17 protein-coding genes are annotated in these 25341 nt (G+C 72.3%); 4 read left to right on the top strand and 13 right to left on the bottom strand.

Going from position 1 to position 25341, the window contains the following annotated elements; genetic code table 11:
* Window positions 1-42: 42 nt before the first annotated feature.
* The 5 genes from BM236_RS08450 to BM236_RS08470 all read right to left on the bottom strand — a co-directional run bounded on the left by BM236_RS08450 (window position 43) and on the right by BM236_RS08470 (window position 6307).
* Window positions 43-1239, bottom strand: coding sequence for a Gfo/Idh/MocA family protein (locus BM236_RS08450; protein ID WP_091122464.1), 1197 nt, complete (start codon window positions 1237-1239; stop codon window positions 43-45).
* Window positions 1240-1270: 31 nt separating this feature from the next.
* Window positions 1271-2338: a substrate-binding domain-containing protein gene (locus tag BM236_RS08455; protein ID WP_091122466.1), complete on the bottom strand. Its 1068-nt coding sequence runs from the start codon at window positions 2336-2338 to the stop codon at window positions 1271-1273.
* A 27-nt stretch (window positions 2339-2365) separates the two neighbouring features.
* Window positions 2366-3439: an ABC transporter permease gene (locus BM236_RS08460; RefSeq protein WP_245750217.1), complete on the bottom strand. Its 1074-nt coding sequence runs from the start codon at window positions 3437-3439 to the stop codon at window positions 2366-2368.
* A complete protein-coding gene (locus BM236_RS08465) occupies window positions 3436-4965 on the bottom strand; it encodes a sugar ABC transporter ATP-binding protein (RefSeq protein WP_217645267.1) in 1530 nt (509 codons plus the stop codon). The genes BM236_RS08460 and BM236_RS08465 overlap by 4 nt, the downstream gene beginning before the upstream one ends.
* A 136-nt stretch (window positions 4966-5101) precedes the next feature.
* A complete protein-coding gene (locus tag BM236_RS08470) occupies window positions 5102-6307 on the bottom strand; it encodes an ROK family transcriptional regulator (protein ID WP_217645268.1) in 1206 nt (401 codons plus the stop codon).
* A 170-nt stretch (window positions 6308-6477) separates the two neighbouring features.
* Here BM236_RS08470 and BM236_RS08475 point away from each other — a divergent pair, with 170 nt between their 5' ends.
* Window positions 6478-8247, top strand: coding sequence for a BCCT family transporter (locus BM236_RS08475; RefSeq protein ID WP_091122470.1), 1770 nt, complete (start codon window positions 6478-6480; stop codon window positions 8245-8247).
* Window positions 8248-8405: 158 nt separating this feature from the next.
* Window positions 8406-9215: a hypothetical protein gene (locus BM236_RS08480; protein WP_091122472.1), complete on the top strand. Its 810-nt coding sequence runs from the start codon at window positions 8406-8408 to the stop codon at window positions 9213-9215.
* A gap of 148 nt (window positions 9216-9363) precedes the next feature.
* On the opposite strand, the gene BM236_RS08485 is transcribed toward BM236_RS08480, so the two are convergent.
* From BM236_RS08485 to hflX, 4 genes are all read right to left on the bottom strand, one after another.
* Window positions 9364-10047 (bottom strand): SGNH/GDSL hydrolase family protein, encoded by a 684-nt coding sequence (locus BM236_RS08485; protein ID WP_175507614.1) that lies wholly within the window; start codon window positions 10045-10047, stop codon window positions 9364-9366.
* A 116-nt stretch (window positions 10048-10163) separates the two neighbouring features.
* A complete protein-coding gene (locus BM236_RS08490; RefSeq protein ID WP_091122476.1) occupies window positions 10164-11126 on the bottom strand; it encodes a hypothetical protein in 963 nt (320 codons plus the stop codon).
* 12 nt (window positions 11127-11138) lie between these two features.
* Window positions 11139-14693, bottom strand: coding sequence for an IPT/TIG domain-containing protein (locus BM236_RS08495; protein WP_091122478.1), 3555 nt, complete (start codon window positions 14691-14693; stop codon window positions 11139-11141).
* Window positions 14694-14851: 158 nt separating this feature from the next.
* Window positions 14852-16363 carry a GTPase HflX gene (hflX, locus tag BM236_RS08500; RefSeq protein ID WP_139230063.1) on the bottom strand — a complete coding sequence of 504 codons (1512 nt, stop codon included), beginning with the start codon at window positions 16361-16363 and terminating at the stop codon, window positions 14852-14854.
* Window positions 16364-16582: 219 nt separating this feature from the next.
* Here hflX and BM236_RS08505 point away from each other — a divergent pair, with 219 nt between their 5' ends.
* Entirely contained in the window at window positions 16583-19711 is a 3129-nt protein-coding gene (locus BM236_RS08505; protein WP_091122480.1) for a patatin-like phospholipase family protein, read from the top strand.
* Here BM236_RS08505 and BM236_RS08510 read toward each other — a convergent pair.
* Complete coding sequence (locus BM236_RS08510) at window positions 19654-20430, bottom strand: SDR family oxidoreductase (RefSeq protein ID WP_091122482.1); 777 nt, start codon at window positions 20428-20430, stop codon at window positions 19654-19656. The genes BM236_RS08505 and BM236_RS08510 overlap by 58 nt on opposite strands.
* A gap of 37 nt (window positions 20431-20467) precedes the next feature.
* On the opposite strand from BM236_RS08510, the gene BM236_RS08515 reads away from it, so the two are divergent.
* Window positions 20468-21448, top strand: a complete 981-nt coding sequence (locus BM236_RS08515; protein ID WP_139230064.1) for an alkaline phosphatase family protein — start codon at window positions 20468-20470, stop codon at window positions 21446-21448.
* Between the two features lie 18 nt (window positions 21449-21466).
* Here the strand turns inward: BM236_RS08515 and BM236_RS08520 are convergent, their stop codons facing one another.
* From BM236_RS08520 to BM236_RS08530, 3 genes are all read right to left on the bottom strand, one after another.
* The gene (locus BM236_RS08520; RefSeq protein WP_091122486.1) at window positions 21467-23626 is read right to left on the bottom strand and encodes a bifunctional diguanylate cyclase/phosphodiesterase; all 2160 of its coding nucleotides are present in this window, start codon (window positions 23624-23626) and stop codon (window positions 21467-21469) included.
* A gap of 164 nt (window positions 23627-23790) precedes the next feature.
* A complete protein-coding gene (gene dapF / locus BM236_RS08525) occupies window positions 23791-24633 on the bottom strand; it encodes a diaminopimelate epimerase (RefSeq protein ID WP_091122488.1) in 843 nt (280 codons plus the stop codon).
* Window positions 24633-25256, bottom strand: a complete 624-nt coding sequence (locus BM236_RS08530; RefSeq protein ID WP_091122491.1) for a pyridoxamine 5'-phosphate oxidase family protein — start codon at window positions 25254-25256, stop codon at window positions 24633-24635. Before BM236_RS08530 ends, dapF begins: the two co-directional genes overlap by 1 nt.
* Between the last annotated feature and the right edge of the window lie 85 nt (window positions 25257-25341).

A 25341-nucleotide genomic window follows, 5' to 3' on the forward strand; every position in this document is an offset into this window, starting at 1 on the left:
GTCCTCCTGGTGTGAGCGGGTGGGGTACGTCGGCCGGGCCGGTCAGCCGACCGGTGCCGGAAGGGCGACCGACTTCCAGGCGCCGTCGGACGCGCTGCGCTCGACGGCGTCGAGCACCGACTGGACCTGCCGGCCGTCGGCGAACGACGGCCGCGGCTGCTCGCCGGCGCTGATCGCGGTCACCAGGTCGACGACCTGGTGGGTGAACCCGTGCTCGTAGCCGAGCCCGTGCCCGGGCGGCCACCACGCCCCCACGTAGGGATGCCCGGGCTCGGTGGCGAGGATCCGCCGGAAGCCGGCCGTCTCGGACGGCTCGGCGGCGTCGTAGAACTCCAGGACATTCATGTCCTCGAAGTCGAACGCGAGGCTGCCCCGCGAGCCGTTGACCTCGAGCCGCAGCGCGTTCTTGCGTCCGGTCGCGAAGCGGGTCGCCTCGAACACGCCCAGCGCCCCGGAGCCGAGCCGGGTCAGGAACGCCGCGGCGTCGTCGACGGTCACCGTCGCGTGCCCGTCGACGGCGCCACCCGCTCCGTCCGCACCGCCGAGCAGTGCCGACGCACCCTCCAGAGGTCGCGACGTCACGAACGTGTCCATCAGCCCGATCACGTCCGTGATCGGCTCGCCGACGACGAACTGCGCCATGTCGACGATGTGGGCGCCGATGTCGCCGAGCGCCCCGCTGCCTGCCTTCGTCTTGTCGAGCCGCCAGCTGAACGGCGCCTCCGGGTCCGCGATCCAGTCCTGGAGGTACTGCGCGCGCACGTGCCGCACCTCCCCGATCCGGCCCTCGGCGACCAGCTGCCGGGCGAGCGCGACGGCGGGCACCCGGCGGTAGGTGAAGCCGACCATGGCCCGGACGCCGCCGGCGTACGCGCGCTCGGCGGCCTCGGCCATCGCGTCCGCCTCGGCGAGGGTGTTGGCCAGCGGCTTCTCGCACAGCACGTGCTTGCCGGCCTCGAGCGCCGCGACGGCGATCTCGGCGTGGCTGTCACCGGGCGTGCAGATGTCGACGAGGTCGATGTCGTCGCGGGCGACCACGCTGCGCCAGTCGATCGCGCTCTCCGCCCAGCCGAGCCGGCCGGCGGCCGCCGCGGCCCGGCCGGCGTCGCGACCGCACACCACGGCCAGCTCGGGCGTGAGGGGCAGGTCGAAGAAGTGCGGTGCCGTGCGCCACGCCTGCGAGTGCGCGGCACCCATGAAGGCATGGCCGATCATGGCGACCCGGAGGGAGTCGGTCATCGGGGCTCCTGTCTGTCGGCCGTACGTCGGGTCAGGACTCGAACGCCGAGGACATGTACTGGTCGACGTTGTCCTTGGTCACCACCGGGGCGAACAGCTGCACCTTGCGGGGCACCTCAACCTCGACCATGTCGCTCATCGACTTGCTCTGGAGCAGCAGCCGGGCCAGCCGGATGCCGTCGGCGGCCTGCGTCGACGGGTAGATGACCGTCGCCTTCAGGACGCCGTCGCCCTTCTGGATCTCGCGCATCGCGTTGGCCGAACCGGCGCCGCCGACCATCACGAACTCGTCCCGGTTGGCGTTCTGGATCGCGGCCAGCACGCCGACGCCCTGGTCGTCGTCGTGGTTCCACAGCGCGTCGATGTGCGGCGCGGCCTGCATCAGGTTGGAGGCGGCCTTCTCGCCGCCCTCGACGGTGAAGTCGGCGGCGACACGGTTGTCGACGTTCTGCCCGCACTTCGCGAGCGCGTCCTTGAAGCCCTTGCTGCGGTCCTGGGTCAGCGGCAGCGAGTCGATGCCGGCGATCTCGGCGACGACCGCGTCCTTCTTGTCGCCGATCTGGTCGCAGACGTACTGGCCCGCCGAGACGCCCATGCCGTAGTTGTCGCCGAGCACGGTGACCCGCGCGGCGTTGGGGTCGTCGAACTCGCGGTCCACGTTGATGACCGGGATCCCGGCCTGCATCGCCTTGAGCGCCACCGGCGTCATCGCCGCCCCGTCGAAGGGCAGCAGCACGATCGCGTCGACCTTGTCGTTGATGAACGTCTCCACCTGGCTGATCTGCAGGTTGACGTCGTTGGTGCCCTCGGCGACGCGCAGCTCGACATCGTCGTACTTGTCGGCCTGGGCCTTCGCCGACGCGGTGATCGAGCCCATCCAGCCGTGGTCGGCGGCGGGGGCGGAGAACCCGATGACGACCTTGTCGCCGGGCTCGTCGTTGGAGCCGGCGGCGGCCTGGGTGGTGTCGGCCTTGGTGCTGGCCTTGTCGTCGTCGGAGGCGTTGCTGGTGCATCCGGTGACCGCGAGGAACGCGACCCCGGCCGTGAGAGCGGCGAGAAGTCGAGCGGGCCGGCCGGTCGGCAGTGACGGCAGCGACATGGTGGTGCTCCTTGGGTGTGGGGGCGGTCAGGTGTTCTTCCGAGATGCCAGTCGCTGCTGCAGGAGAACGGCGACGACGATGATGAGCCCCTTCACGACCGACTGGGCGGAGATGGAGAGGTTGTTGAGGGTGAAGACGTTGGACAGGGTCGTGAAGATGAGGACGCCCAGGACGCTGCCGACGACCGTCCCGCGGCCGCCGGTGAGCAGCGTGCCGCCGATGACCACGGCGGCGATCGCGTCCAGCTCGAGCAGGGTGCCGTGGGTCGAGCTGCCGGTGGTGGTCCGTGCCACGAGCATGACGGCGGCGATGCCGCAGCAGAGGCCGACGAGGACGTAGAGCAGCACGGTGTGGCGCTTGACGTGGATGCCCGCCAGGCGCGCGGCCTCCGGGTTGCCGCCGACCGCGATCGTGCGGCGGCCGAAGGTCGTGCGGTTGAGCAGGACCCATCCTGCGGCGGAGACCAGGAAGAAGACGATCACGATGACCGGCACGCCGACGACCTCGTCGTTGAAGAAGTCGCGCAGCCCGGTGGCCGTGAGGATCTGGGTCCTCCGGTTGGAGATGATCTCGGCCAGCCCGCGGGCACTGGCCAGCATGGCCAGCGTCGCGATGAACGGCACCACGCCGCCGTACGCGATGAGGAGGCCGTTGACCAGGCCGCACCCGGCGCCGACGAGCAGCGCCGTGGTGACGATGACCATCCAGTGGGTGTCCTCGGCCAGCCGCTGCGTCGCCAGGGTCGTGCACCACACCGACGACAGGGCCAGGATCGCGCCCACCGACAGGTCGATGCCCCCGCCGGTGATGACGAACGTCATCCCGATGCTGACGACCCCGACCACCGAGGCCAGCCGGAGGATCGTGAGCATGTTGTCGACGGTGGCGAACCGGTCGCCGGCCGTGATCACGCCGGCCAGGCAGAGCAGGACCAGCGCGACCACCAGGCCGAGGTTGCGCCCCGCGCTGCTGCGCAGGATCCCCGGCAGGCCGGAGCGCCGGGTCGAGCCGGCCTCGAGCGCGGCCTGCTCGACCCGGGCGGTGTCGCTCCCGGCACCGTTCCCCTGGGGTGCCGTGCCGATCGTCGGATTGTCCGTCACGCGACTCTTCCTTCCATGACCAGGTCGAGGACCTTCGACTCGTCCAGCTCCTCGGCGGGCGCCTCGTGCACGACCTCGCCCTCGCGTACGACGAGCACGCGATCGGCCAGGCCGAGCACCTCCTCGACCTCGCTGGAGACCACCACGACGGCGACACCGGAGTCGGCGAGCGCGCGGATCAGGGCGTAGATCTCGGTCCGCGCTCCGACGTCCACGCCTCGGGTCGGCTCGTCGAGCAGCAGCACCCGGCACTCACGCAGCAGCCAGCGGGCGAGGAGCACCTTCTGCTGGTTGCCGCCGGACAGCGTGCGCGCCGCCTGCGTCGTCCGACGCGGGCGTACGTCGAGCTGCTCGGCGAGCTCGTCGGCCCGGCGGCGCTCCTCGGCCATGTCGAGGAAGCCCGCGCGGGCGAACCGGTCCATCGAGGCCATCGTGATGTTGCGGTAGACCGCCTCGTCGAGCAGCAGGCCCTGGCTCTTGCGCTCCTCGGGGCACAGCCCGACGCCGGCGTTGACGGCGGCGGTCACCGACCCGCGCCGGAGCCGTCGGCCGGCGACCCGGACCGTGCCGCTGCCGGCCCGGCGGCCGCCGTACACGGTCTCGATGATCTCGGACCGGCCGGCGCCGACCAGCCCGGCCAGGCCGAGGATCTCGCCTGCTCGGACCGTGAAGCTGACGTCGCCGAACACGCCCGGCAGGGCCAGGTCCTCGACCTGCAGCATCGGCTCGCCGAGCGGACGGCCGGTGCGCGGCGGGAAGACGTACTCGATCGACCGACCGGTCATCAGGCGGATCAGCTCGGCGGTCGGCGTCGACTCGACGGCGAGACCGGTCGCGACGGTGCGACCGTCCTTGAGCACTGTGAGCCGGTCGCCGATCTCCCGGATCTCCTCGAGCCGGTGGGAGATGTAGACGACGGCCACGCCCTGCGCGGTGAGTCCCCGGATGACGCGGAAGAGGTTGCGCACCTCCTCCTGGTCGAGCACGGCCGACGGCTCGTCGAGGACCAGCAGACGGATGTCGTGGGACAGCGCGCGCGCCATGCTGACGACCTGCTGCGCCGCTGGGGACAGGCCGCCGACGAGGCGGCCCGGTCGGATCTCGGGGTGACCGAGCCGGATCATCAGGTCCGTGGTGCGCCGGGTCGTCTCGCGGCGCTGGGAGAAGCCGCCGGTGGAGAGCTCGTGGCCGAGGAAGATGTTCTCCGCCACGGTGAGCTCGGGCACCAGGTCGAGCTCCTGGTAGATCGTCGCCATGCCACGCCGCAGCGCCTGCGCCGGGCTCGACAGGGTCGTCCGCTCGCCGTCCCAGACGATCGTGCCGTCGTCGGGCTGGTGGACGCCCGAGAGGACCTTGATGAGGGTCGACTTGCCGGCGCCGTTCTGGCCCAGCAGGCAGTGCACCTCGCCGGCGCGCACGTCCAGGTCGACCCCGGCGAGCGCCAGCGCGCCGGGGAACTCCTTGACGATCCCGCTCATCCGCAGCAGCGCGCCGGACTGCGTCGCGTGCTCAGTGGCCTCGGCCATGCCCATCCCTCCACGCGGAGTGACGCTCGTCACCTCGCGCGACCCGCACGTTAGAGGGGTCGGCCCGGGTCTTTCAAGAGCATTCTGCTAATTAGTGCCCAGTTGTGGTCAAACTTTCGTCAGTGATTGGACAAAGTCAGAGCCGCTCATCGACGGCGTAGACCGAGTCGCTGATCAGCCGGGCCGCGCCGATGACCCCGCCCTCGTCGCCGAGCTCCGACACGACGATCGGCAGGCTGCCGGTGGCGAGCGGGAGGGAGTTGCGGTAGGTCACCGCGCGGATCTCGGCCAGCAGGGCGTGGCCCAGGCCGGTCACCCGGCCGCCGATGACGATCAGGCCCGGGTTGAAGAACGACACCAGGCTGGCCAGGACCTGGCCGACGCGGCGGCCGCTCTCCCGCATCAGCCGCAGCGACTCCGGGTCGCCCTGGGAGACGGCGGTCGCGACGTCGGCGGCGGTGAGCGCCTCACCCCGCTGCTCGAGCAGGTCGGCGAGCGCGGTCGAGCGACCGGACCGCGCCAGGGCGTTCGCCTCCCGGGCCAGGGCCGCTCCCCCGGCGTACGCCTCGAGGCAGCCGGTGTTGCCGCAGGCGCACTGCGGACCGCCGTCCTCGACCCGGATGTGCCCGATGTCGCCGGCGCAGCCGTCGACGCCACGGTAGAGCTCTCCGTCGATGACGATCCCGCAGCCGATGCCGGTCCCGATCTTGACGAAGAGGAAGTCGTTGACGCTGCGCGCGACCCCGGCGTGCTGCTCGCCGACGGCGAGGGCATTGACGTCGTTGTCCAGCACGACCGGACAGCCCAGCTCGCGGGAGAGGGCGTCGCGCACAGGGTAGCCGTCCCACCCGGGCATGATCGGCGGTGAGACCGGGACGCCGCGGTGGAAGTCGACGGGGCCGGGTACGGCGATGCCGGCGCCGAGGGGCTTGTCGACACCGGCCTCCGCCAGGACCTCGCGGGCCACCTCCAGCGCGATCGCCAGCACGGCCTCCGGCCCCTGCCGGATGTCGCACGGCCGCTCCCTGACGGCGAGCAGCCCGAGCCGTCCGTCGGTCACGCCGACCGAGAGGCCGGTGGCGCCGATCGCGACGCCGAGGAAGCGGATGTCGGCGGCCAGGTCGACCATGGTCGAGCGCCGGCCGCCCCGCGACGCCGCGGGACCGGCGTCCTGCGCCAGACCCAGCTCGCCGAGGCGCGCCACCTCCACCGCGATGGTGGTCCGCGAGACCGCCAGGCGGTCGGCGAGCTGCACCTTCGACAGCGGGCCGTCGTCACGCAACCGGGCGAGGACGCGGGCCTGCATCGGGCTCTCAGCCCGGCCCGCCAAGGAATGCCGCACGGGTGGATCCTGCCACGGTGGGCGTGATCACACCGACGGCGCTGACCTGCACAGACGATCCGTACGCGTGGATCGGCCCGAACCGGGGCACTGTCAGGTTTTGCTTGTTACCCGCCGGTTTGGCACCGTCGAAGGCCCATTTCAGGCTCGCAACAACTGAAGAGGACAGCATGACGACCCAGCAGGACCGTAGACACCACATTCGCGAACGCGCGGCGGACGCGCTCCGCAAGCCCGCCGCGGACGTCGTACCCCACCCCGCTCTCGACCTGCCGAACCCACCGCCCGTGGAGCGGGCGGGGCTCGACAAGGTCGTCTTCGGCGTGACGGCACTGCTCGCCCTCGCCTTCCTGGTGTGGGGCTTCGTGAGCACCGACTCGCTGGCCGACGCGTCCGGCAAGGCGCTGACGACGGTGATGGACGACGCCGGATGGCTGTTCGTGCTCACCGCCAGCGGCTTCGTCGTCTTCGTGATCTGGCTGGCCGCGAGCCGCTTCGGCGAGATCAGGCTCGGCCGCGACGACGAGGAGCCCGAGTTCCGCACGTCGTCGTGGGTGGCCATGATGTTCAGCGCCGGCATGGGCATCGGGCTGATGTTCTACGGCGTGAGCGAGCCGGTCAGTCACCTCGTCACCCCGCCGCCGGGCACCGGTGAGGCGGGCGGCCCTGCGGCCGTGCAGCACGCGATGGCGACCACGCTCTTCCACTGGACGTTGCACCCGTGGGCGATCTACGCCGTCGTCGGGCTCGCGATCGCCTACGGCGTCTATCGCAAGGGCCGCCTGCAGCTCATCTCCGCCGCCTTCGAGCCGCTCCTCGGCCGGCACGCCAACGGCGGCTGGGGCAAGGTCATCGACATCCTCGCGATCTTCGCGACCCTCTTCGGCTCGGCGGCCTCCCTGGGTCTCGGCGCGCTGCAGATCCGCAGCGGGCTGCAGATCGTCACGGGCATCGGCGCGACCGGCAACGCGCTCCTCGTCGGCATCATCGCCGTCCTCACGGTGGCGTTCGTGCTGTCGGCCGTCTCCGGGGTCGCCAAGGGCATCCAGTGGCTGTCCAACATCAACATGGTGCTGGCCGTCGTGCTCGCTGCGTTCCTCTTCGTGGTCGGCCCGACCGTCTTCATGCTCAACCTGGTGCCGACCTCGCTCGGCAGCTACGTCCAGGACCTGCCGATGATGGCCGCGCGCACCGGCGCGGAGGGCACCGACACCCAGGAGTGGCTGGGCAGCTGGACGATCTTCTACTGGGCGTGGTGGCTGTCGTGGACGCCGTTCGTCGGCATGTTCATCGCCCGGATCTCTCGTGGGCGGACGATCCGCCAGTTCGTCACCGGCGTGCTGCTCGTGCCGAGCCTGGTGAGCGTCATCTGGTTCTGCATCCTCGGCGGCGCGGCGATGGACCTCCAGAAGACCGGCACCGACATCGCGGGGGCGGGCGGCCTCGAGTCGCAGCTCTTCACGACGCTCGACTCCTTCCCGATGGCGAAGGTCGCGTCCGTGCTGGTGATGCTGCTCGTGGCCATCTTCTTCGTCTCGGGCGCCGACGCGGCCTCGATCGTGATGGGCACCCTGTCCGAGCACGGCACCCAGTCGCCGACCCGCGGGACGGTGATCTTCTGGGGCGTCGCGACCGGCGCCGTCGCCGCGGTGATGCTGCTGGTCGGCGGCGAGGACGCGCTGACCGGGCTGCAGTCGATCACCATCGTCGCCGCGCTGCCGTTCGTGGTGGTGATGGTCGGCCTGGCGATCGCGCTGGTGAAGGACCTGCGCTCCGACCCGCTGATCGTGCGGCGTCAGTACGCCCGCGAGGCGGTCGCCCAGGCGGTCGTCACCGGCGTCACCGAGCACGGCGACGACTTCGTGCTCTCCGTCGAATCGGCCGAGCCGGAGCAGGACACCGCCGAGGCGGCCGGGCCGGAGGCCGAGCCCGACCGCTGAGTCGTCGTCCGGCGCCCGGTGAGGACCTCTTGGGGGTCGCGTGGCGCGCGTGGCAGGTGATGCGCCCCAGCGGTCGCGTCGACCCCTCGCGCCCCAAGAGGTCCTCGGGCTGTGGAGAGCCGGTCGCCCGGCCGAGCGATCCGCGGCACCTTGGGGGCATGGATCACGAGGAGCGCGTACGCCGCGCCGTCAACGCGGCGCACGAGGCGGCGATCGCCTCGGGCGGCGTCGTCTGCCGCGGCAGCGCGGCACTCGCCCACGGGTGGGAGGTCCTCCGCATCCCGGGCCGCCCGCAGGTCACCGTGCCCAAGGGGCGTCGCAAGGAGCGCCTCGACCCTCGCCTGGTGGAGTACCGCAAGCTCAACCTCCCGGAGCACCAGGTCGACGAAGTCGTGACCGTCGAGTGGCGCACGCTGAGCGACTGCCTCCGCTACTACCCCGCCTCCGAGGGCCTCTGCATCGCAGACTCGGCCCTGCTCCACGGCTTCGCGCACGACCGCCTCGTCGAGCTGGCGAAGGCGGCACGCGGACCCAATGCGTTCAAGGTCAAGCTGGTCGCGGCAGCGGTCGACGAGCGAGCGGCCAACGTCTTCGAGTCTGCGACGCGTGCGATCGCGCTGAGTGTGGCCGGCCTTGACGCGACCCCACAGGTGTCCATCTACCAGGACGGTGCCTTCCTCGGTCGGCCGGACCTCGTCGACCGGCAGCTGGGCCTGATCATCGAGGCGGACTCCGCGAAGGAGCATGCGACCGTCGAGGGGATCAACCGCGATGCGGCGCGCTACGACACCTTCGTGATCCACGGCTGGGTCGTGCTCCGGTTCACCTGGCGTCAGGCCGTGCACCGTCCTCATTGGGCCCGGTCGGTGCTCATCGCTGCGGTCGAGCGTCGGCGTACGGAGCTCGGGCTGCCCCTGCTGCCACGGCCGAGGATCCTCTGGGTCCCGAGTCGCCGCAGGGCCGCATGAGGTGCTGCACAGGTCTCACTGACCGCACGGGACGCAAGGGGTCCTCGGGCGAAGACCCCTTGTGCCGCGAGGGGCACGCGAGGAGCACGAGGCAGCGCACGAGCCACGCCGGGCACACGAACCCCAAGAGGTCCCCAGGTCGCGAGGGTCAGCTCGGCAGGTGCCGGGCCACCCAGTCGCCGTACTCGCGGTGGCCGGTCGGCGTGAGGTGCAGCCGGTCGGCGAGGTAGGGCAGACCGGTGAGGTGGATCGAGGAGACGTAGTCGACCCCGGCCGCCCTCGAGAGCGCCGCCAGCCAGCGGTCGACGCGCTGCGCGCCTGCCCGGCGACGCGGGGCGGGCGCAGGTCCGACGACGACCACGGTGCGTCCCTGGAGCCGCGACATGAGGAGCCGGAAGCCGGAGCGTACGGCGGCGTAGGACTGGTCGAAGTCGTTGAGCCCGCCCTCGACGACGACCAGGTCGGCGCCGCGGGCGGTGCCCGCGCGGGTCGCGTAGGACACCGCGCCGCAGGGCGAGGCGTGGGCCGAGAACCCGGACCCGGAGAAGCCGTCCACGCGGACCTGACCGGGCAGCCGGGAGGGCCAGCCACGGCGAGGGTCGGTCAGCTTGTAGCCCGCGGACCACGAGTCGCCGATCACGACGACCGGCCGCCCGGAGCCGGCGACGCGCTTGAGCTGGGTCGCGTGGTCGGCCGCGAAGCGGTGGCACTGGGCGGCTCCCGACGCGCTCGCGGGTCCGCGCAGCGCGACCATACCGGCGAGCGCGAGGCCGACGGCGATGACGAGAGCGAGCGAGACCGAGAGGACGGCCCGGCTTCTGACGCGAGGCACGCGACCATGGTGAGCGTCCGCCCCGACTTTCGCAGCAGAATTCCGCAAGAGTGATCTGAACGAGGTACGCCGGCCGGGCCGAGGTGGCCCGGCCGGCGCCTCCATCCGGCGGCCGGTCACGCGCTCGCGAACTCCGTCCCGTTCCAGACCAGGTCGAGCCGGGCGGCGAACGGGGAGTCGCCGATCCGGTCGGCCGGGTAGAGCAGGGCCAGCTCGTCACGCAGCCGAGTGACCCCCGGCAGGAGTCCCGCGACGCAGACGAGCGAGGCCCACGCCGTGTCCGCGGGCGTCGTCGGCGCAGCGTCCACGGGTGTGGTGACCCACCCCTGGGCCGCGAGGATCGGAGCGACCGACACGAGCTTCGTCGGCCCCAGCGAGCCGAGCACCGGCTCGCCGGTGTCGGGGTCGAGGGCCGCCGTCTCGACGGTCACGTCGGGCAGCGTCGCCGTCGGCGCGGCGGCGGCGTCGGGCCGTGCCCACACCGTGAACGGCGAGGCCGGCTCGTGGGCCAGCACGAGACTGTCGGTGAGCGGATCGGCGAGCGCAGCGGTCGGGAGCAGCCGCAGCCGACGCCCGATCGCCTCCAGGTCGTCCGACGCCGTGGACAGGTCCGGCGCGAGCGGCGGTGACCACAGCGGCAGGACGGCACCGAACGCGTGGACGGCGTCCCGCGCGGCGACGACGCCGCCGGCGAGATCGCTGCGCACCAGCACCGAACCCGGTGCTGTCGGGCCGGCGTCACCCTCGGGTCGGTCGTTGGCGAGCGAGGTGAACCCCAGCAGCGTCGGACCTGGAGCGAGCGCCCGCGCGGAGCCGCTGGCGATCCCCAGCGCCCCGGCGACGACGTCGAGCAGCGTCTGCCGCTGGCCGAGCGTCTCGAGCAGGTTGAAGTAGCCGCCCGACTCGGTGACGTTGAGGGGTGCCGGGACGCGGGTGGGGATGAGGTCCCCGTCGAGCGCGAGGCGGCGCAGCAGCAGCGTCTGCGCCTCCACGGCCTCGGGGTTGGAGGCGGCCTGGATCACCGCGGTCAGGGCATCGAGCGCGCGGTCCTCGGCGCTCGAAGGGGTGGTTTCAGTCATGGCGGTCTCCTCCTAGGCCTCGACCGTGAACTTGGACTTGTCGGACTTCTCCGACGCGCCCGCCTTCGTCGTCACGACGACGTCGACGGCGCCCGGGGCGAGACCGCTCGGCACCTTGCCGGTGATCTTGGTGTCGCTCTCCACCTTCTGCTCGGCGAGGTCCTTCTCGCCGACGGTGACCTTCTGGACCTCGGTGAAGCCGGTGCCGGTGATCACCAGTGCGGCGGCGACCTTGCCCTTGACGGGCTCGAGCTTGGTCACCGTCGGCTTCTTGGCGGCGTCGTCCTTCTTGCCCGCCGCAGCGGCCGCCGCCTTGGCGGTGATGACGTTGGGGATGCTCTCCATGGCCGTCTTCGCCATCGAGGTGGCCCCGGCCAGCGCGTCCTTGCGCGCCGACTCCGCCGTCTTGAGCGACTCGGTGATGAGCTGGGCGAGCGCCTCCGACCCGGTCAGCGAGGCGACGTCGAAGCCCTTGGCCTCGGCCGCCGCCTTCACCAGGTCGCCGAGCACGCCGAAGTCCGCCGCCGGCCCCTGCGTCGAGATCTGGATCGCCGGAGAGACCCCGGTGAGGGTGTTCGGCGCCTGCAGCCCGGCCGTCAGCGAGCCGTCGGGCACCGTCACGCCGGCGATGTCGGGCGCCTCGTCCATCGGCGAGTCCTGCCAGTTCCAGAACCGGGTCAGGTCGATCTTCTCTGCCGACGGCTGGCTGCCGAGCACGGCCTCGCCGAGCACCCCCTGGGTCGGCAGGGCGATCGTCGACGTCGGCGGCGAGAAGCCCGCCGTGTGGTAGCGCGTGAGCGCGTCCTGCACCGAGGCGGTCGTGAACGGTACGCCGTCGACCGGCTCCCGCTTGGCGACCAGCTGGGCCGGGATCATGAACGGCAGCACCATCGAGTTGCCGTAGAACCCGAGCAGCTGGTTGGCCACGCAGGCGAGCAGCGGGATGTCCTGGGTGTCGTCCTCGACCCCGCCGGCGACGCCGATCGTGTAGCCCTCGAGCAGCATCACCCGCTCCTCGGACGTGAGCGACATCCACACCGCCTTGGAGTAGGTGACCGTGTTCGAGACGACGTGCTGGAGGGTCTTCTCGATCTCCAGCAGCGCGGTGTAGGCCAGCTCCGGCGGCAGCATCGTGGCGGGGAACGGCAGCGGGGCGGGCGTGAACTCGGCGCCACCGAGCGCCTCGTCGAGCAGGGTCGGCCCGGTCCCACCGGTCGAGGGCTCGATGATCGCGGCCTTGACGTTGTCCAGGTGCGGCCCGCCGACCTCGCGCTCGAGCCGGTCGGGCGCGAACCAGACGTCCCGCGCCGGGATGACCCGGCTGGCCAGCGTCTCGAGCAGCCCCTCGAACGCGACGCCGCCCTGCGCGAGGCGGGAGGCCTCGCTGGCCACCGAGGAGGCGAAGTGGCGCTGAACGCCGCGGAACTGGCGGGTCAGCTCCACCCCGACCACGTCGGTACGGGGCAGCCACTCGGGCAGCATGATCGAGCGCGAGATCGTCGCCGGGCTCCCGTCGCGGCGGTCGCGCAGCGCGCCGATGATCTCGGCCTCGCTCGCCAGCGCGGTCGTCGGGTCGGTGCCGTCGGGCAGGCCCGGGATCCCCGACGTCGGGACGGGGTACGGGCCGAGCCGACGACCGCCCGTGGCGAGCAGGGTGACCCGCACGTCGTCGTACGGCAGGAAGGTGCCGGTGAGCGAGACGGTCACCATGTCGGCCGCGGAGTCGGTCGGCGACTGCACCGTCGCGCGCGGGTCGGCGGCGAACTCCTCGAGGACCGCCAGTCCCTTGCGGTAGGGCCGCTCGACCGAGCGGCGCAGGATCGCTGCGTAGTTGAGCAGCTGCTCATAGCGCCGCAGGACCGAGGTGCGGTCGAGCGAGGCCCCGCCGAGCACAGTGGGCTCACCGGCCGGGAGGAACCGGACCGGGTCCAGCGGCACGAAGCACACCAGCGTGGTGCCCTCGACGGCCGAGCGGACATCGAAGATCCGCAGCACCTCCCAGTACTGCATGGTCAGCGCGCGGGTGCGGTTGTGGTTGGCGATCACCTTGGTGACGACCTCGGTCCGCTCCGAGGCTGCGGCCAGTCGCACGCTGAGCCGCTGCAGACTGCGGTTGGCGTTGGCCGCCCGCTCCACCGAGGCGTGGCTCGCCTGGGCGGCGTTGGACGCGTAGTTGCTCACGCCCTGCATCCAGTTGTTGGTCTCGCCGCTGGAGTCCGAGGAGCCACTGCCGCCGGCGGCGCCGCCGCCGATCGCGATCGGGCCGAGGGCGAAGCCGATGCCGCCCGCGGCGCCCCACGACGACGAGTGCGCCTCGGTGCTGAAGCTCGACCCGCCGGAGGCCTGCTGCGACATGCCGGACTCGAAGGTCGCCCGCGTCGAGGCGTCGTCGCGCTCGCGGAAGGACTGCGCCTCCTGCACGTCGAGCCGCTCGGACTCGCTGACGGTGCTGGTGGCCCGACGGTCCACGATCGCGATGCGCTGCTGCTCACCGGGAGCGAGCGGGAGCGAGTAGACGAGGTCGCCCAGCGCCAGCGCCTTGGGCGTCCACGTCTGGGCCATGTGCACGATGTAGCCGAGCCCGAGGGTCCCCGCGATCGGCACGGTCGCCGCGTCGCTCCCGAACCCGCCCGGGGTGATGCCGGCGACGCCGTCGCGGAAGGCGTCGACGTTGACCGGCTGGTCGATCGGCAGCCGCTCGACGTGGCGGTAGGGGTGGTCGGCCGCGTTGAGGGTCTGCAGGTAGGCAGCGGAGACCCGCACGCGGTGGTTGTCGTCGCCGAGCACCACGCCGAGGCTGCCGACGCTCGGTCGCGGCTCGACCAGCCGCACCAGCACCCCATAGGGGAACCGGTCGACGGAGAGGTCGGTGCGGAAGACCTGCGCCGCGGCGTCGACACCGAGGGCGACGGCGCGCGACGCCTCCGGACCCGGCTCGGGCGGTACGCCGGGCAGGTTGCCGTCGAGCCCGCCGACGACGGCGCCCAGCTGGCTGATCACCGAGAGCGGCAGCGGATCCACCGCGCCGCTGAGCGCGAGGACGCCGGCGGATCCGGTGGCGTCCAGGTCCGCGAGCGCGATCTCGAGCTCGGCGGACCTGGTCCCTCCGGTGACCTTGAGTGCCAGGGACTCCAGGTTCTCGACCGAGCGCACCGCCTGCGGCACCGCGATCGTGAAGGAGCCGTCGGTCCCGGTGACGGCCGTGCCGGCACCCGGACCGCCCGGGAACGGACGGGTGATCGTCACCTGCACGCGCGCCGCGGGCAGGCCGTTCGGCTGCTGGAGGACACCGGAGAGCTGCCCCGGCACCGTCGGCGCCTTCGTCGTACCGATGTCGAACGCGGGGTCGGCGATCAGCTGGCCGAGGCGGTCGGAGAAGTGGGTGGCCGCGAGCAGGCGTTGCTGCACGAGGTCCTGGGCGAGCTGGGGGTTCTTCTCGAGCAGTGCGTCGAGGTTGCCGTCCAGCGGGTCGATGCGCGGCGCAGCGCCGCGACGGAACGGGGTGACGTCCGGGTCGATGTCGATCACGGGGCGTCCGAGCCCGTCCTTGGGCAGACGAGTGGCCATGGTGTTGTCCTCCTCGGGCCCCGACGTGCCGGGACCCTGTCAGGTCCGGTGCTGTCAGACGCACAGCCGACCCGAGTCGGCTCTTCGCCTTGGGGTGAGGAGGAGACGCGACGCCGGGGAGATACCCCGGCATCGCGGGCAGGATCAGACGGGCAGGATCAGACGGCGGCGATCGAGTACGGCTCGAGCTCGCCGGCCAGCGCCCCGGTGGCGCGGCCCTTCACGAGGGTGCCGTCGGCGGTGTGCTCGAGGGTGTCGATCTCGCCCTGCTGGTGGATCTTGTTGACCAGGTCGCCGCGGGAGTAGGGCAGCAGCACCTCGAAGGCGACGGCCGGGCGGGGCAGGTCGGCCTCGACGGCGGCGAGCGCCTCGGCGATGCCCTGGCCGGTCCTGGCCGAGACGGCGACGGAGTGCGGCTCGGTGCGCAGCAGCCGCTGCACGACGAGCGGGTCGGCCGCGTCGATCTTGTTGATGACGACGAGCTCGGGCACGTCGGCGGCGCCGATCTCCGCGAACACCTCGCGGACGGCCGAGAGCTGCCCCTCCGGGTCCGGGTGGGAGCCGTCGACGACGTGCACGACGAGGTCGGCGTCGGCCACCTCCTCCAGCGTCGACCGGAACGCCTCCACCAGCTGGTGCGGCAGGTGCCGCACGAAGCCGACGGTGTCCGACATCGTGTAGACCCGGCCGTCCGAGGTCGTCGTACGCCGCGTGGTCGGGTCCAGCGTGGCGAAGAGCGCGTCCTCGACCAGGACGCCGGCGCCGGTCAGCCTGTTGAGCAGCGAGGACTTGCCTGCATTGGTGTAGCCGGCGATGGCGACGGCGGGGATCTCGTGGCGCTGGCGGGAGGCCCGCTTGGTGTCGCGGGTGCCCTTCATCTCGCCGAGCTCGCGGCGGAGCTTGGCGATGCGGTTGTTGATGCGGCGGCGGTCGGTCTCGATCTTGGTCTCACCGGGGCCACGGCCACCGATGCCGGCACCGCCGGCGACCCGGCCGCCGACCTGTCGGGAGAGGTTGCCGCCCCAGCCGCGCAGGCGCTGCTTCATGTAGTTGAGCTGCGCGAGCTCAACCTGGGCCTGGCCCTCCTTGGACTTCGCGTGCTGGGCGAAGATGTCGAGGATGAGTGCGGTCCGGTCGACGACCTTGACCTTGAGCCGGTCCTCCAGGTTGCGCAGCTGCGACGGGGCGAGCTCGCCGTCGCAGATGACGGTGTCGGCGCCGGTCACCTGGACGATCTCGCCGAGCGCCTCGACCTTGCCGCGGCCGATGTAGGTCGCCGGGTCGGGCGCCTGCCGACGCTGGTAGATCGCCTCGAGCACCTCCGAGCCCGCGGTCTCGGCGAGCAGCGCGAGCTCGGCCATGGAGTTGTCGGCGTCGGTCGAGCTGCCACTGGTCCACACGCCGACCAGCACGACGCGCTCGAGGCGCAGCTGGCGGTACTCGACCTCGGTGATGTCCTCGAGCTCGGTCCGCAGGCTCGCGACGCGGCGCAGCGCGTGCCGCTCGGCCAGCTCCATGGCGCCGATCGTCGGGTCGTCCTCGGGGTCGTCCCCGGTCACCCCGATCTCGACGGGCTCGTCGTCGGGATCCCAGTCGGCCGTCACCTCGAGCTCGTCGTCGAGGGTGAAGTCGGGGCTGGCGTCTGGGCGGGGTTCAGGTCGGTTCGTCATACGGGTCCAAGGATACGGCGGCACGCCAGCGTGCGGCGAACGGTTTGAGGGGCGAGGGCTGCGATGGTCTCGAGACGGTCGCTGCGCGACCTCCTCGACCCAGCGGGAGCGGAACGCGTCTAGTCATTTCGGACTATGCACCCCAGGCCCTAGCGGGATCACACTCGGAGGATGCCACGGCGCGAACGCCCGCCGTGACGAGCCGAGGAGGGCAGGCTCGTGAGGACAACGACAGCATGGACACCGACCGCGCTCTACGAGCGGCTGCAGGAGCGCAGCGCCCGCAGACGCGCGTACGCCGCTCTGGCGGCCCTGACCGTGGCGGCCGCACTCCTGGCCTGGCCCGGCGCCGCGGCCGACCCGGGCGCCCGGCGGGTCCCCGACCGGCTGCTCCTGTCCGTGGCGGGCTCGCAGGAGGTCGCCGACGCATGGGCAGAGGGCCGCTACCCGCTCACCTCGATCACCGAGGCGCTGGTCTGGGACCTGCCTTTCGCCGTCGCCTGGTCGGCCCTGCTGGCGCTCGCGGTGCTGCTGGCCGCCCGCTACTTCCGCACCGTGACGATCAGGCGCTGGGTGGCACCGCTGACGATCGCGGCGCTGTCGGCCGGTGCGCTCAACCTGGTCGCCGACCTCGTCCTGCTCCGCCAGGTCCACGGCGGCCTGCCGCTGGGCTGGCGCATCGCCGCCATCGCCTCGTGGGGCGGCCTGCTCATCCTGCTCGGGGTCGTGGTCTACGTCATCGGGGGCTTCCTGTCCGCGCTCACCGGCCGCGCCATCATCGAGGCGCTCCACGACGCCGACCGCGCCGACGACGGCACGACCGACTCGGGCGAGGTCAAGCACGCGGACGAGGAGTGGATCCGCGACGACCTGGGGCTCGCCTTCTCCGGCGGCGGCATCCGGGCGGCCTCGATCAGCCTCGGCGCCCTGCAGGCGTTGGAGGAGACCGAGCCCGGTCTGGACTGGGCCCGCGCCAAGCGGGTCACCGCGGTCTCCGGCGGGTCCTACATGACGGGCGGGTGGAGCCTGGCCCGCACCCTCGACAGCCAGCACCTGGAGCCGCGGCCGTGGGTCGACGTACCCACCGGCGGACCGGGGCCGGAGGAGCAGCACCTGCGGGCCAACCTCGGCTACCTGCTGTCCAACACGCCCCGGCGAAGCACGCGCGACAAGATGACCGACAGCAACGGCGAGGGCCCGGCCACGCGGTCCCGGCTGGACCGCGCCGAGCGCACGCCGGGCGTGATCGCCACCGTCATCACGGGCATCGTCTTCAACTGCTTCGTCTTCCTGGCGATGCTGTGGACGGCGGCCCAGCTCACCGGCTGGGTCTACCGCTGGTACTACGGGCTGGCCTGCCCGGACTGGCGCTCGCACACCCAGGCGCTGACCTTCGCCGACCACGGCTGCCTCACCGCGACCAGCCGGCCGGGCTGGCCGATCCTCGGCTGGCTGGCGGTCGGCGTCGTCGGCGTCCTCGTCTGGGTGCTGGCCGCGAAGGTCGCGGAGGTCCGCGGGGTCGCCGAGCCCCCGACCTGGCTCACCCTCCCCAAGTACGTCGGCTACAGCGGTCTCGGACTGGCGGCGGCGCTCGCCGTGCTGCTCGCGGGCGTCCCCGCGGCGATGGACCTGCTCTGGCGCCCGGTCAGCGCGCACGCGGTGATCACCCACCTCGTCGCCGTCGTCGGCGGGCTGGGCTCCGGCGGCGCCGTGCTCCGCCTGCTGCGCAAGCCGCTCGCCAACGTCGCGCCCGTGCTCGGCGGGACCCTCTTCGGCCTCGCGCTGGCCTACATCGGCGTGCTGTGGACCCTCGAGGGGATGACGGCCGACCCGGCCGACCGGCACCGCACGATCATGCTCGGGCTGATCGTCGGCCTCCTGCTCATCCACTTCCTCGGCGCCATCGAGTTCTGGTCGCTCGCCGCGTTCTACCGCGGCAAGATCCGGGCCGCGTTCGCGACCTACCGCCCGAACGACGAGCACAGGCAGGGATCCGGCCCGCTCGAGGCCCGGCCCTACGACAACGGCGGGGCGGTGCGAGGCCGGACGCCCGAGCCCCTGCTGCACTCGCTGACCCTGCGCGGCGACGACCTCGTCGGCACCCCGCTCAAGATCTGCGCGTCGGCGACGGTGACGGGGCGCAGCGTCCGCACCCATGCGGGTATCCCGGCGCTGAGCGTCACGTTCGACCCCGAGCACGTGCGCATGTACGTCCCGCTCGAGGGTGACGGCCGGTGGAAGCAGTACTCCGCCCCGACCGAGGCGATCGACGCCCTCCTGCAGCGCGACGCCGGCCCGGTCGGCCGTGACCTCCGGCGACTCGCGACAGGGCTGCGACCGCGCCTCACGACGATGCTGGCGGTCGGCCTGTCCTCCGCGGCCGTCTCCCCCGCGATGGGCCGCTTCCGGATCGGCCCGGTCAGCATGCTGCTGGCGTTCTTCAACGTCCGACTCGGCATGTGGATCCCCAACCCGCGCTACGCCGAGCAGCTGGCCGCGCAGGGCGTCACCCTCCCGCGCCCGGGGCTGGGCTACCTGCTCAAGGAGTTCATCGGCTTCCACGACCCCAGCGACCTCTACCTCTACGTCACCGACGGCGGCCACTGGGAGAACACCGGGCTCGTGGAGCTGCTCCGCAACCGGCTCTACAAGGAGGTCGTCTGCGTCGACGCCGACTCCGGGCCGGGCAACACGGCGCGGTCGATCTCGAAGGCCATCGACTTGGCCCAGCTCGAGTGCGGCGCGACGGTCTCCATCAACCTCGACTGCCTGCGCAGCGACCCGGCGCCGACACCGGGCCGCGACTACTCCCACCGCTCGGTCAACCTCGGCCTCGTGCGGCGCCGGGTCGGCGACGGCGACCACCTGACGGTGCTGTGGTACACCAAGCCGGCCCTGACGCAGGACATGCCGCCCCAGCTCCTCGCCTACCGCGAGGTCGACCCGACCTTCCCGCGGGTGAGCACCGTCGACCAGTTCTTCCACGTCGCCCAGTTCGCCGCCTACCGCGACCTCGGCCGCTACAACGCCCGCGTGGTCCTGCAGGCGCGCGCCGAGCTGTCCCGGCGACTGGCCGAGCACCCGACGTACGAGGCCTTCCGGAGCTGGTGCGCGGCCCAGACCCTGGCCGGCGGTACGCCGCCCCAGCACTGGATCCTCGAGGAGCTGGTCAGCCTCGTCGACCAGCTGGGCCGGGCGAACCCCTGCGAGCCGGACTACGTGGAGCGGGCCTACCGCCAGGTGCGGGCGATCCTCGTCGAGGACGCCCCCGACGACCCGGGCTCCGAGACCTACTTGGGAGGCATGCGGATGCCGCCGTCGACGCGGACCGTCTCCCCGTTCATGTAGTCGTTGGTGAGCAGCTCGACCACCATCGACGCCAGCTCGTCGGCCGAGCCGAGGCGGTGCGGGAACAGCACGCTCTCACCGAGCTTGGCCTTGAACTCCTCGGGATCGGGGAAGCCGTCGTAGATGGGGGTGTCGATCAGCCCCGGCGCCACGGTGTTGACCCGGATGCCCACGGCGGCCAGGTCGCGGGCGAGCGGGAGGGTGAGCCCGACGATGCCGCCCTTGGACGCGGAGTACGCCGCCTGGCCGATCTGGCCGTCGAACGCTGCCACGCTGGCCAGGTTGACGATGGCGCCACGCTGGCCGTTGGCGTCGGGCTCGTTGCGGCTCATCACCGTCGCGGCCTGGCGGACCACGTCGAAGGTGCCGATCAGGTTGATCTCGAGGACCTTGCGGAAGTTGTCGAGCGGGAACGCGCTCTCGATCTGACCGTCGCGCCCGATGGTGCGGAAGGCGCTTCCGATGCCGGCGGAGTTGACCGCCGCCCTCAGGGGCGCGATCGACGCGGCCTGCTCGACGGCGGCGGTGATCTGCTCGGTGTCGGTCACGTCGACCCGGGCGAAGACGCCCTTGATCTCGTCGGCGAGCGCCTCGCCCTTGTCGGCCTGCAGGTCGGCGATGATCACCGTCGCGCCCCGAGCGGCGAGCGCCCGGGCGCAGCCGGCGCCGATGCCGCTGGCGGCGCCGGTGACGAGGGCTGTGCTGTTGGTCAGATCCATGGCCGGGATCTAACCACCATCGACTAGCGTCGTGGAGGTGGCCCCGGACGCGAAGCTCCTCACCCGCCTGCTCGCCGGTTGTGCGGTCGGCACGCTCCTCCTCGGCGTCGCCGGCTGCGGCAGCGACGCCGACTCGACCGCCGCGCCGTCGGAGGCCGCCTCGCTGACGGCGGCTGCGCCCGGCTCACCCGCCGCGCCCGTCTCCCCCGCGGCGCCCGCCCGTGCCGACAGGTCCGCCGGCGTCACGAAGGTCGTCGTCTTCATGGTCGAGAACCACTCCCTGGTTCAGATGCGGGCCGGCATGCCGAAGGTCTACGGCTTCGCCGCCCGGCATGCCTACGCCACCGACTACCGCGCCATCCGGCACCCGTCGCTGCCCAACTACATCGCGATCGCCGCCGGCTCGACGCTGGGCGTCGCCGACGACGCGGACCCCTCCGCCCACCGGCTGACCGGCAACAACGTCTTCCGTCAGGCGCTGCGCTCGGGCCACACCGCCAAGGTCTACGCCGAGTCGATGCCGCGGCGTTGCGCGCTCACCAACAGCGGCCGCTACGCCGTCCGGCACAACCCGTGGACCTACTTCTCCGCGTCCGCCGACCGCGCCGCCTGCAAGAAGTACGACGTCCGGGCCGGCCGACTGGCCCGCGACTCCCGCGCCGGGAGCCTGCCGAACGTCGGCTTCGTGATCCCCGACATCGTCGACGACGCCCACGACGGCACCCTCGCGCAGGCCGACGCGTGGATCTCGCGCCAGATCGGAAGGCTCACCGCGGGCCCCGACTGGAGGGCCGGCCGGCTCGCGATCGTGGTCACCGCCGACGAGGACGACTCCCGCAGCGGCAACAAGGTGCTCACCGTCGTGGCGACGAAGGACCAGCCGCGGCGCGCGGTCGCGACGCCGCTCGACCACTACTCCCTGACCGGCTTCCTCGAGGACGTGCTGCACGTGCGGCACCTGCGCCACGCCCGGACCGCGCCCTCGCTCGCCCAGGCGTTCGGCGTGAAGGTCGGCTGACCCGACACCCGTGTGCGGTCAGCGCGACCCGAGCACGTCGAGGCTGTCCGCCGGGGCCGGGCGGCCCAGCAGGTAGCCCTGCCCGAGCACCACGCCCAGGTCGATCAGGCAGCGCAGCTCCTCCTCGGTCTCGATGCCCTCGGCGACGACCCTGGTGCCGGTCATGTTCTGGTAGAGCAGGCAGCCGCTGACGACGGCCTGCAGGGTCTCGTCGGCGTCGATGCCGCGGATGAGGGACATGTCGATCTTGACGAGGTCGGGTCGCATCCTCGCGACCCGGTGCATGTTGGAGAACCCGGCGCCGAAGTCGTCGATGGCGATGCGCGCACCACGGGCGCGGGCCCCGTCGAGAGCCTGGGCGATCTCGGCGCCGAAGTCCAGCACCTCGCCCTCGGTGATCTCGAGGACCAGCGAGCTCAGGTCGTCGGGCAGCGCGGCCTGCACCGCCGGGCTGGCCAGGCTCGACAGGCCGACGTTGACCGAGAGGAAGCCCTCGCCGCTCCATCCGCTGATCGCCTTCGCGATCGCGGCGGCCTCCAGCGCGGCGGCCGTGCCGTCGCGCTCGGCCCGGTCGAAGACCGCCCGCGGGTTCTGCCCCTCGAAGCGGCTCAGCGCCTCCGCGCCCACCACGGCACCCGTCCGGAGGTCCTTGATCGGCTGGTAGACGACACGCATGGCGTTCAGCGACGCGGCCTCGTAGGACGCCGGCGTGATCACGGTGATCGACCCCTCCTCGTGGACGGCGATCCGGTCACGACCCGACCGCTTGGCGCGGTAGAGGGCGTCGTCCGCACGCGCCATCAGCTCGGCGGTGGCCTCCACCCCGTCCCAGGTCGCCACGCCGATCGAGCACGACTGCCCGTGCGTCACCGCCAGGCGCAGCCGGTCGAGCACCGTGCTGGCCTCGGCCACCTCCAGCTGAGGCAGGAGCACGGTGAACTCCTCGCCGCCGTAGCGGGCGAGCAGGCCCCGGCCCCCGAGGATCGACGCCCACGCGGCAGCCGTCTCCTTCAGAGCCACGTCGCCGGCCAGGTGCCCGCGGCTGTCGTTGAACTCCTTGAAGTGGTCCATGTCGAGGACGGCGACGGTCAATCGCGAGTCGTTCTCGAGCGCGAAGGAGCAGGCACGGGCGAGCTCGTCGTCCCACCTGCGCCGGTTGGCGACACCGGTCAGCGCGTCGCGACCGGCCAGGCCGGCCAGCTGGACCGCCTTGCGCTGCAGGTCCTTGAGCAGGTCCCACAGCCGCGCGACGACGAGCACGGCGGCCACGCAGCAACCGACGAACACGATCCACGGGTAGTCGCTGAACCGGCTGACGTCGGCGACCAGGCCGGTGAGCGGTGCGAGCACGAGCGCGACGCCCAGCCAGGAGATGCGCACGGCGGTGATGCCGCCGGCCCGGTCGGGCGCGGCCTGGGAGAGCGTCCGCGCCGACGGGTGCAGGGACGCGAAGCCGATCAGCAGGTAGGAGAGGAGGTAGCCGCAGTCGATCCAGGACGGGTAGTCCAGGGCCAGGGTGACGCTGATGCCGTAGGCGATGTCGATCACGAGGAGCGAGACCAGCGAGGCGAGCATGGCCTGCAGGGACACGTTGCGCGCCATGCCGTCCGCCAGGAGTCGGAACGCGACCGCGAGCACGAGCAGGTCCCCGACCGGATAGGCGGCCGACACCACCTGCTCGCCGAGGGTCAGGTCGGCGGCCGCGAAGGCCGGCAGGATCAAGAAGACCAGCCCGGCGACGGTGACGCCCGTGGTGAGGATGGCGGCGTCGAGGAAGGCGGCGCGGTCGCGACCTCGCCGCCGGGTCCGGACCAGCCACAGGATGCCCAGCGCGAAGGCCGGATATTGCGCGAGGTAGCCGGCGTCCGCGAGGGAGGGCGAGGGACTCACGTCCAGGACGTTGTCGTAGATCGTCCAGAGCACGTCGCCGGTCAGGAAGAAGACCTGGGAGACGGCGAAGGCCACCCAGGCGAGCCGGTGGGAGCGCGGCATCCGGATCGCGCCGGTCACCGTCAGCGCCGTCCCGTAGACGGCACCGACCAGGTAGACCCACGGGTTCGCCGCGGTGTCCTGCACGCCGGCGAAGATGGCGATGATCAGCAGACCGACCGCCAGGGCGACGTACGCCAGCCGCGCCGGCCACGGGTTCGCGACCTGCGGCTGTTGTACGGCCTCCATGCGGTGCATGGTTCCTCCCGGGCTGCTACTGCTCCGACGACCGCCCTCGCGGGCGGCGTCTGGATGTCCGGTCATTCCCCATCAGTGACCAGGGAGGCCACCGTGCACACCGGACGAGCCGCAGATCGGCGGTGCGGCGCGCCACCTGAGCGGAACCGGCGGAGTCAGAGGTCGGTCTCACCAGCGGCGACGATGAGCGCGGGGCCCGTGAGCAGCACCCGGCCGGCCGTGGTCCAGGTGACCCGGAGCCGTCCGCCCGGCACGTCCACGACGTACGTGGCCGGGGCGATCGCGCCGTCGCCGATCATCGCGGCCACACCGACCGCGCCGGCACCGGTCCCGCAGGAGCGGGTCTCGCCGACGCCGCGCTCGTGGACGCGCATCGCGACGTGCCGCTCCCCGACCCGCGCGACGAACTCGACGTTGACGCCCTCCGGGTAGACCGCGGCGTCGTGGTCGGGCGCCTCGAGCAGGCTCCCCACGGGTCCGTGCGGGTCCAGCGAGTCGACGAACGCGATCGCGTGCGGGTTGCCCATGGAGACGTGCTGCGCGGGCCAGGTGTAGTGCCCGACGCCGACCTCCGTCTCGCCGAGCAGGGTCGCCTCGCCGAGGTCGACGGTCCAGTCGGCGCCGTCGAAGGTGAGGGTCTTGTCCCCGGCCCGGGTGGCGATCGTGATGCGGTCGCCGGTGTCCCGGCCGCTCTCCCGCAGGTACTGGACGAAGACGCGGGTCCCGTTGCCGCACATCTCGGCGACGGACCCGTCGGCGTTGCGATAGTCCATGAACCACTCGGCGTCGCTGCCGCCGGTCTCGGCGGGGTCCACGGCCGACGTACGCACGAGCCGGAGGACGCCGTCGCCGCCGATGCCGGCGTGCCGGTCGCACAGGGCCTGCACCCGGGCCGCCATCCGGTCGGGCGCCAGGTCGCCGTGGGCGGTGCCGTCCGGGTCGGGGAGCAGCACGAAGTCGTTCTCCGTGCCGTGGCCCTTGAGGAACGGGTAGGTCATCAGTACAGGCCGTCCGCGTAACTGTCGCCGTAGTAGGCGTCGAGCTCCTCCAGGGTGCCCGGAGCGTGCTCGACCTCCTTGGCGATGACCGCCCGGCGCGGGACGCCCGCCTCGGGAGCCCAGGTCTCCGGCTGCCACAGGCCCGAGCGCAGGAGCGCCTTGGCGCAGTGGAAGAAGACCTCCTCGACGTCGACGACCAGCGCGAGGAGCGGTCGCCGGCCGCGCACGGCCATGTCGTCGAAGAACGGCGCGTCCCTGACGAGCCGGGCGCGACCGTTGACGCGCAGGGTGTCGCCGCGACCGGGGATGAGGAACTCCAGCCCGACGTGCGGGTTGGCGAGCACGTTGCGGTAGCCGTCGACGCGCTTGTTGCCGGGCCGCTCAGCGATGGCGATCGTCCGGTCGTCGAGGACGTGGACCAGCCGCCCCGCCGGGTCGCCCTTCGGGGAGGCGTCGCAACGGCCGTCGGCGTCGGCGGTGGCGAGCACGCAGAACGGCGTGGCCGCCAGCCAGGCGCGGTCGACGGCGAGCAGCCGGTCGCGGCCCTTGGTGCGGGCCCGCTCGTTCGGCTGTCCCACCAGCTCGACGAGCTCGTCGACGGTGGCGATCTCGGTCCAGGTCACCGCCCGATCGTACGGGGGTCGGCGTCGCCCTTCACCCGCGTTTCGCCGCCGCCGCCCCGGTCACCGCCTCGGTCACCGCCCCGGT

It is taken from the genome of Nocardioides terrae, from assembly GCF_900112345.1.
Classification (GTDB): domain Bacteria; phylum Actinomycetota; class Actinomycetes; order Propionibacteriales; family Nocardioidaceae; genus Nocardioides; species Nocardioides terrae.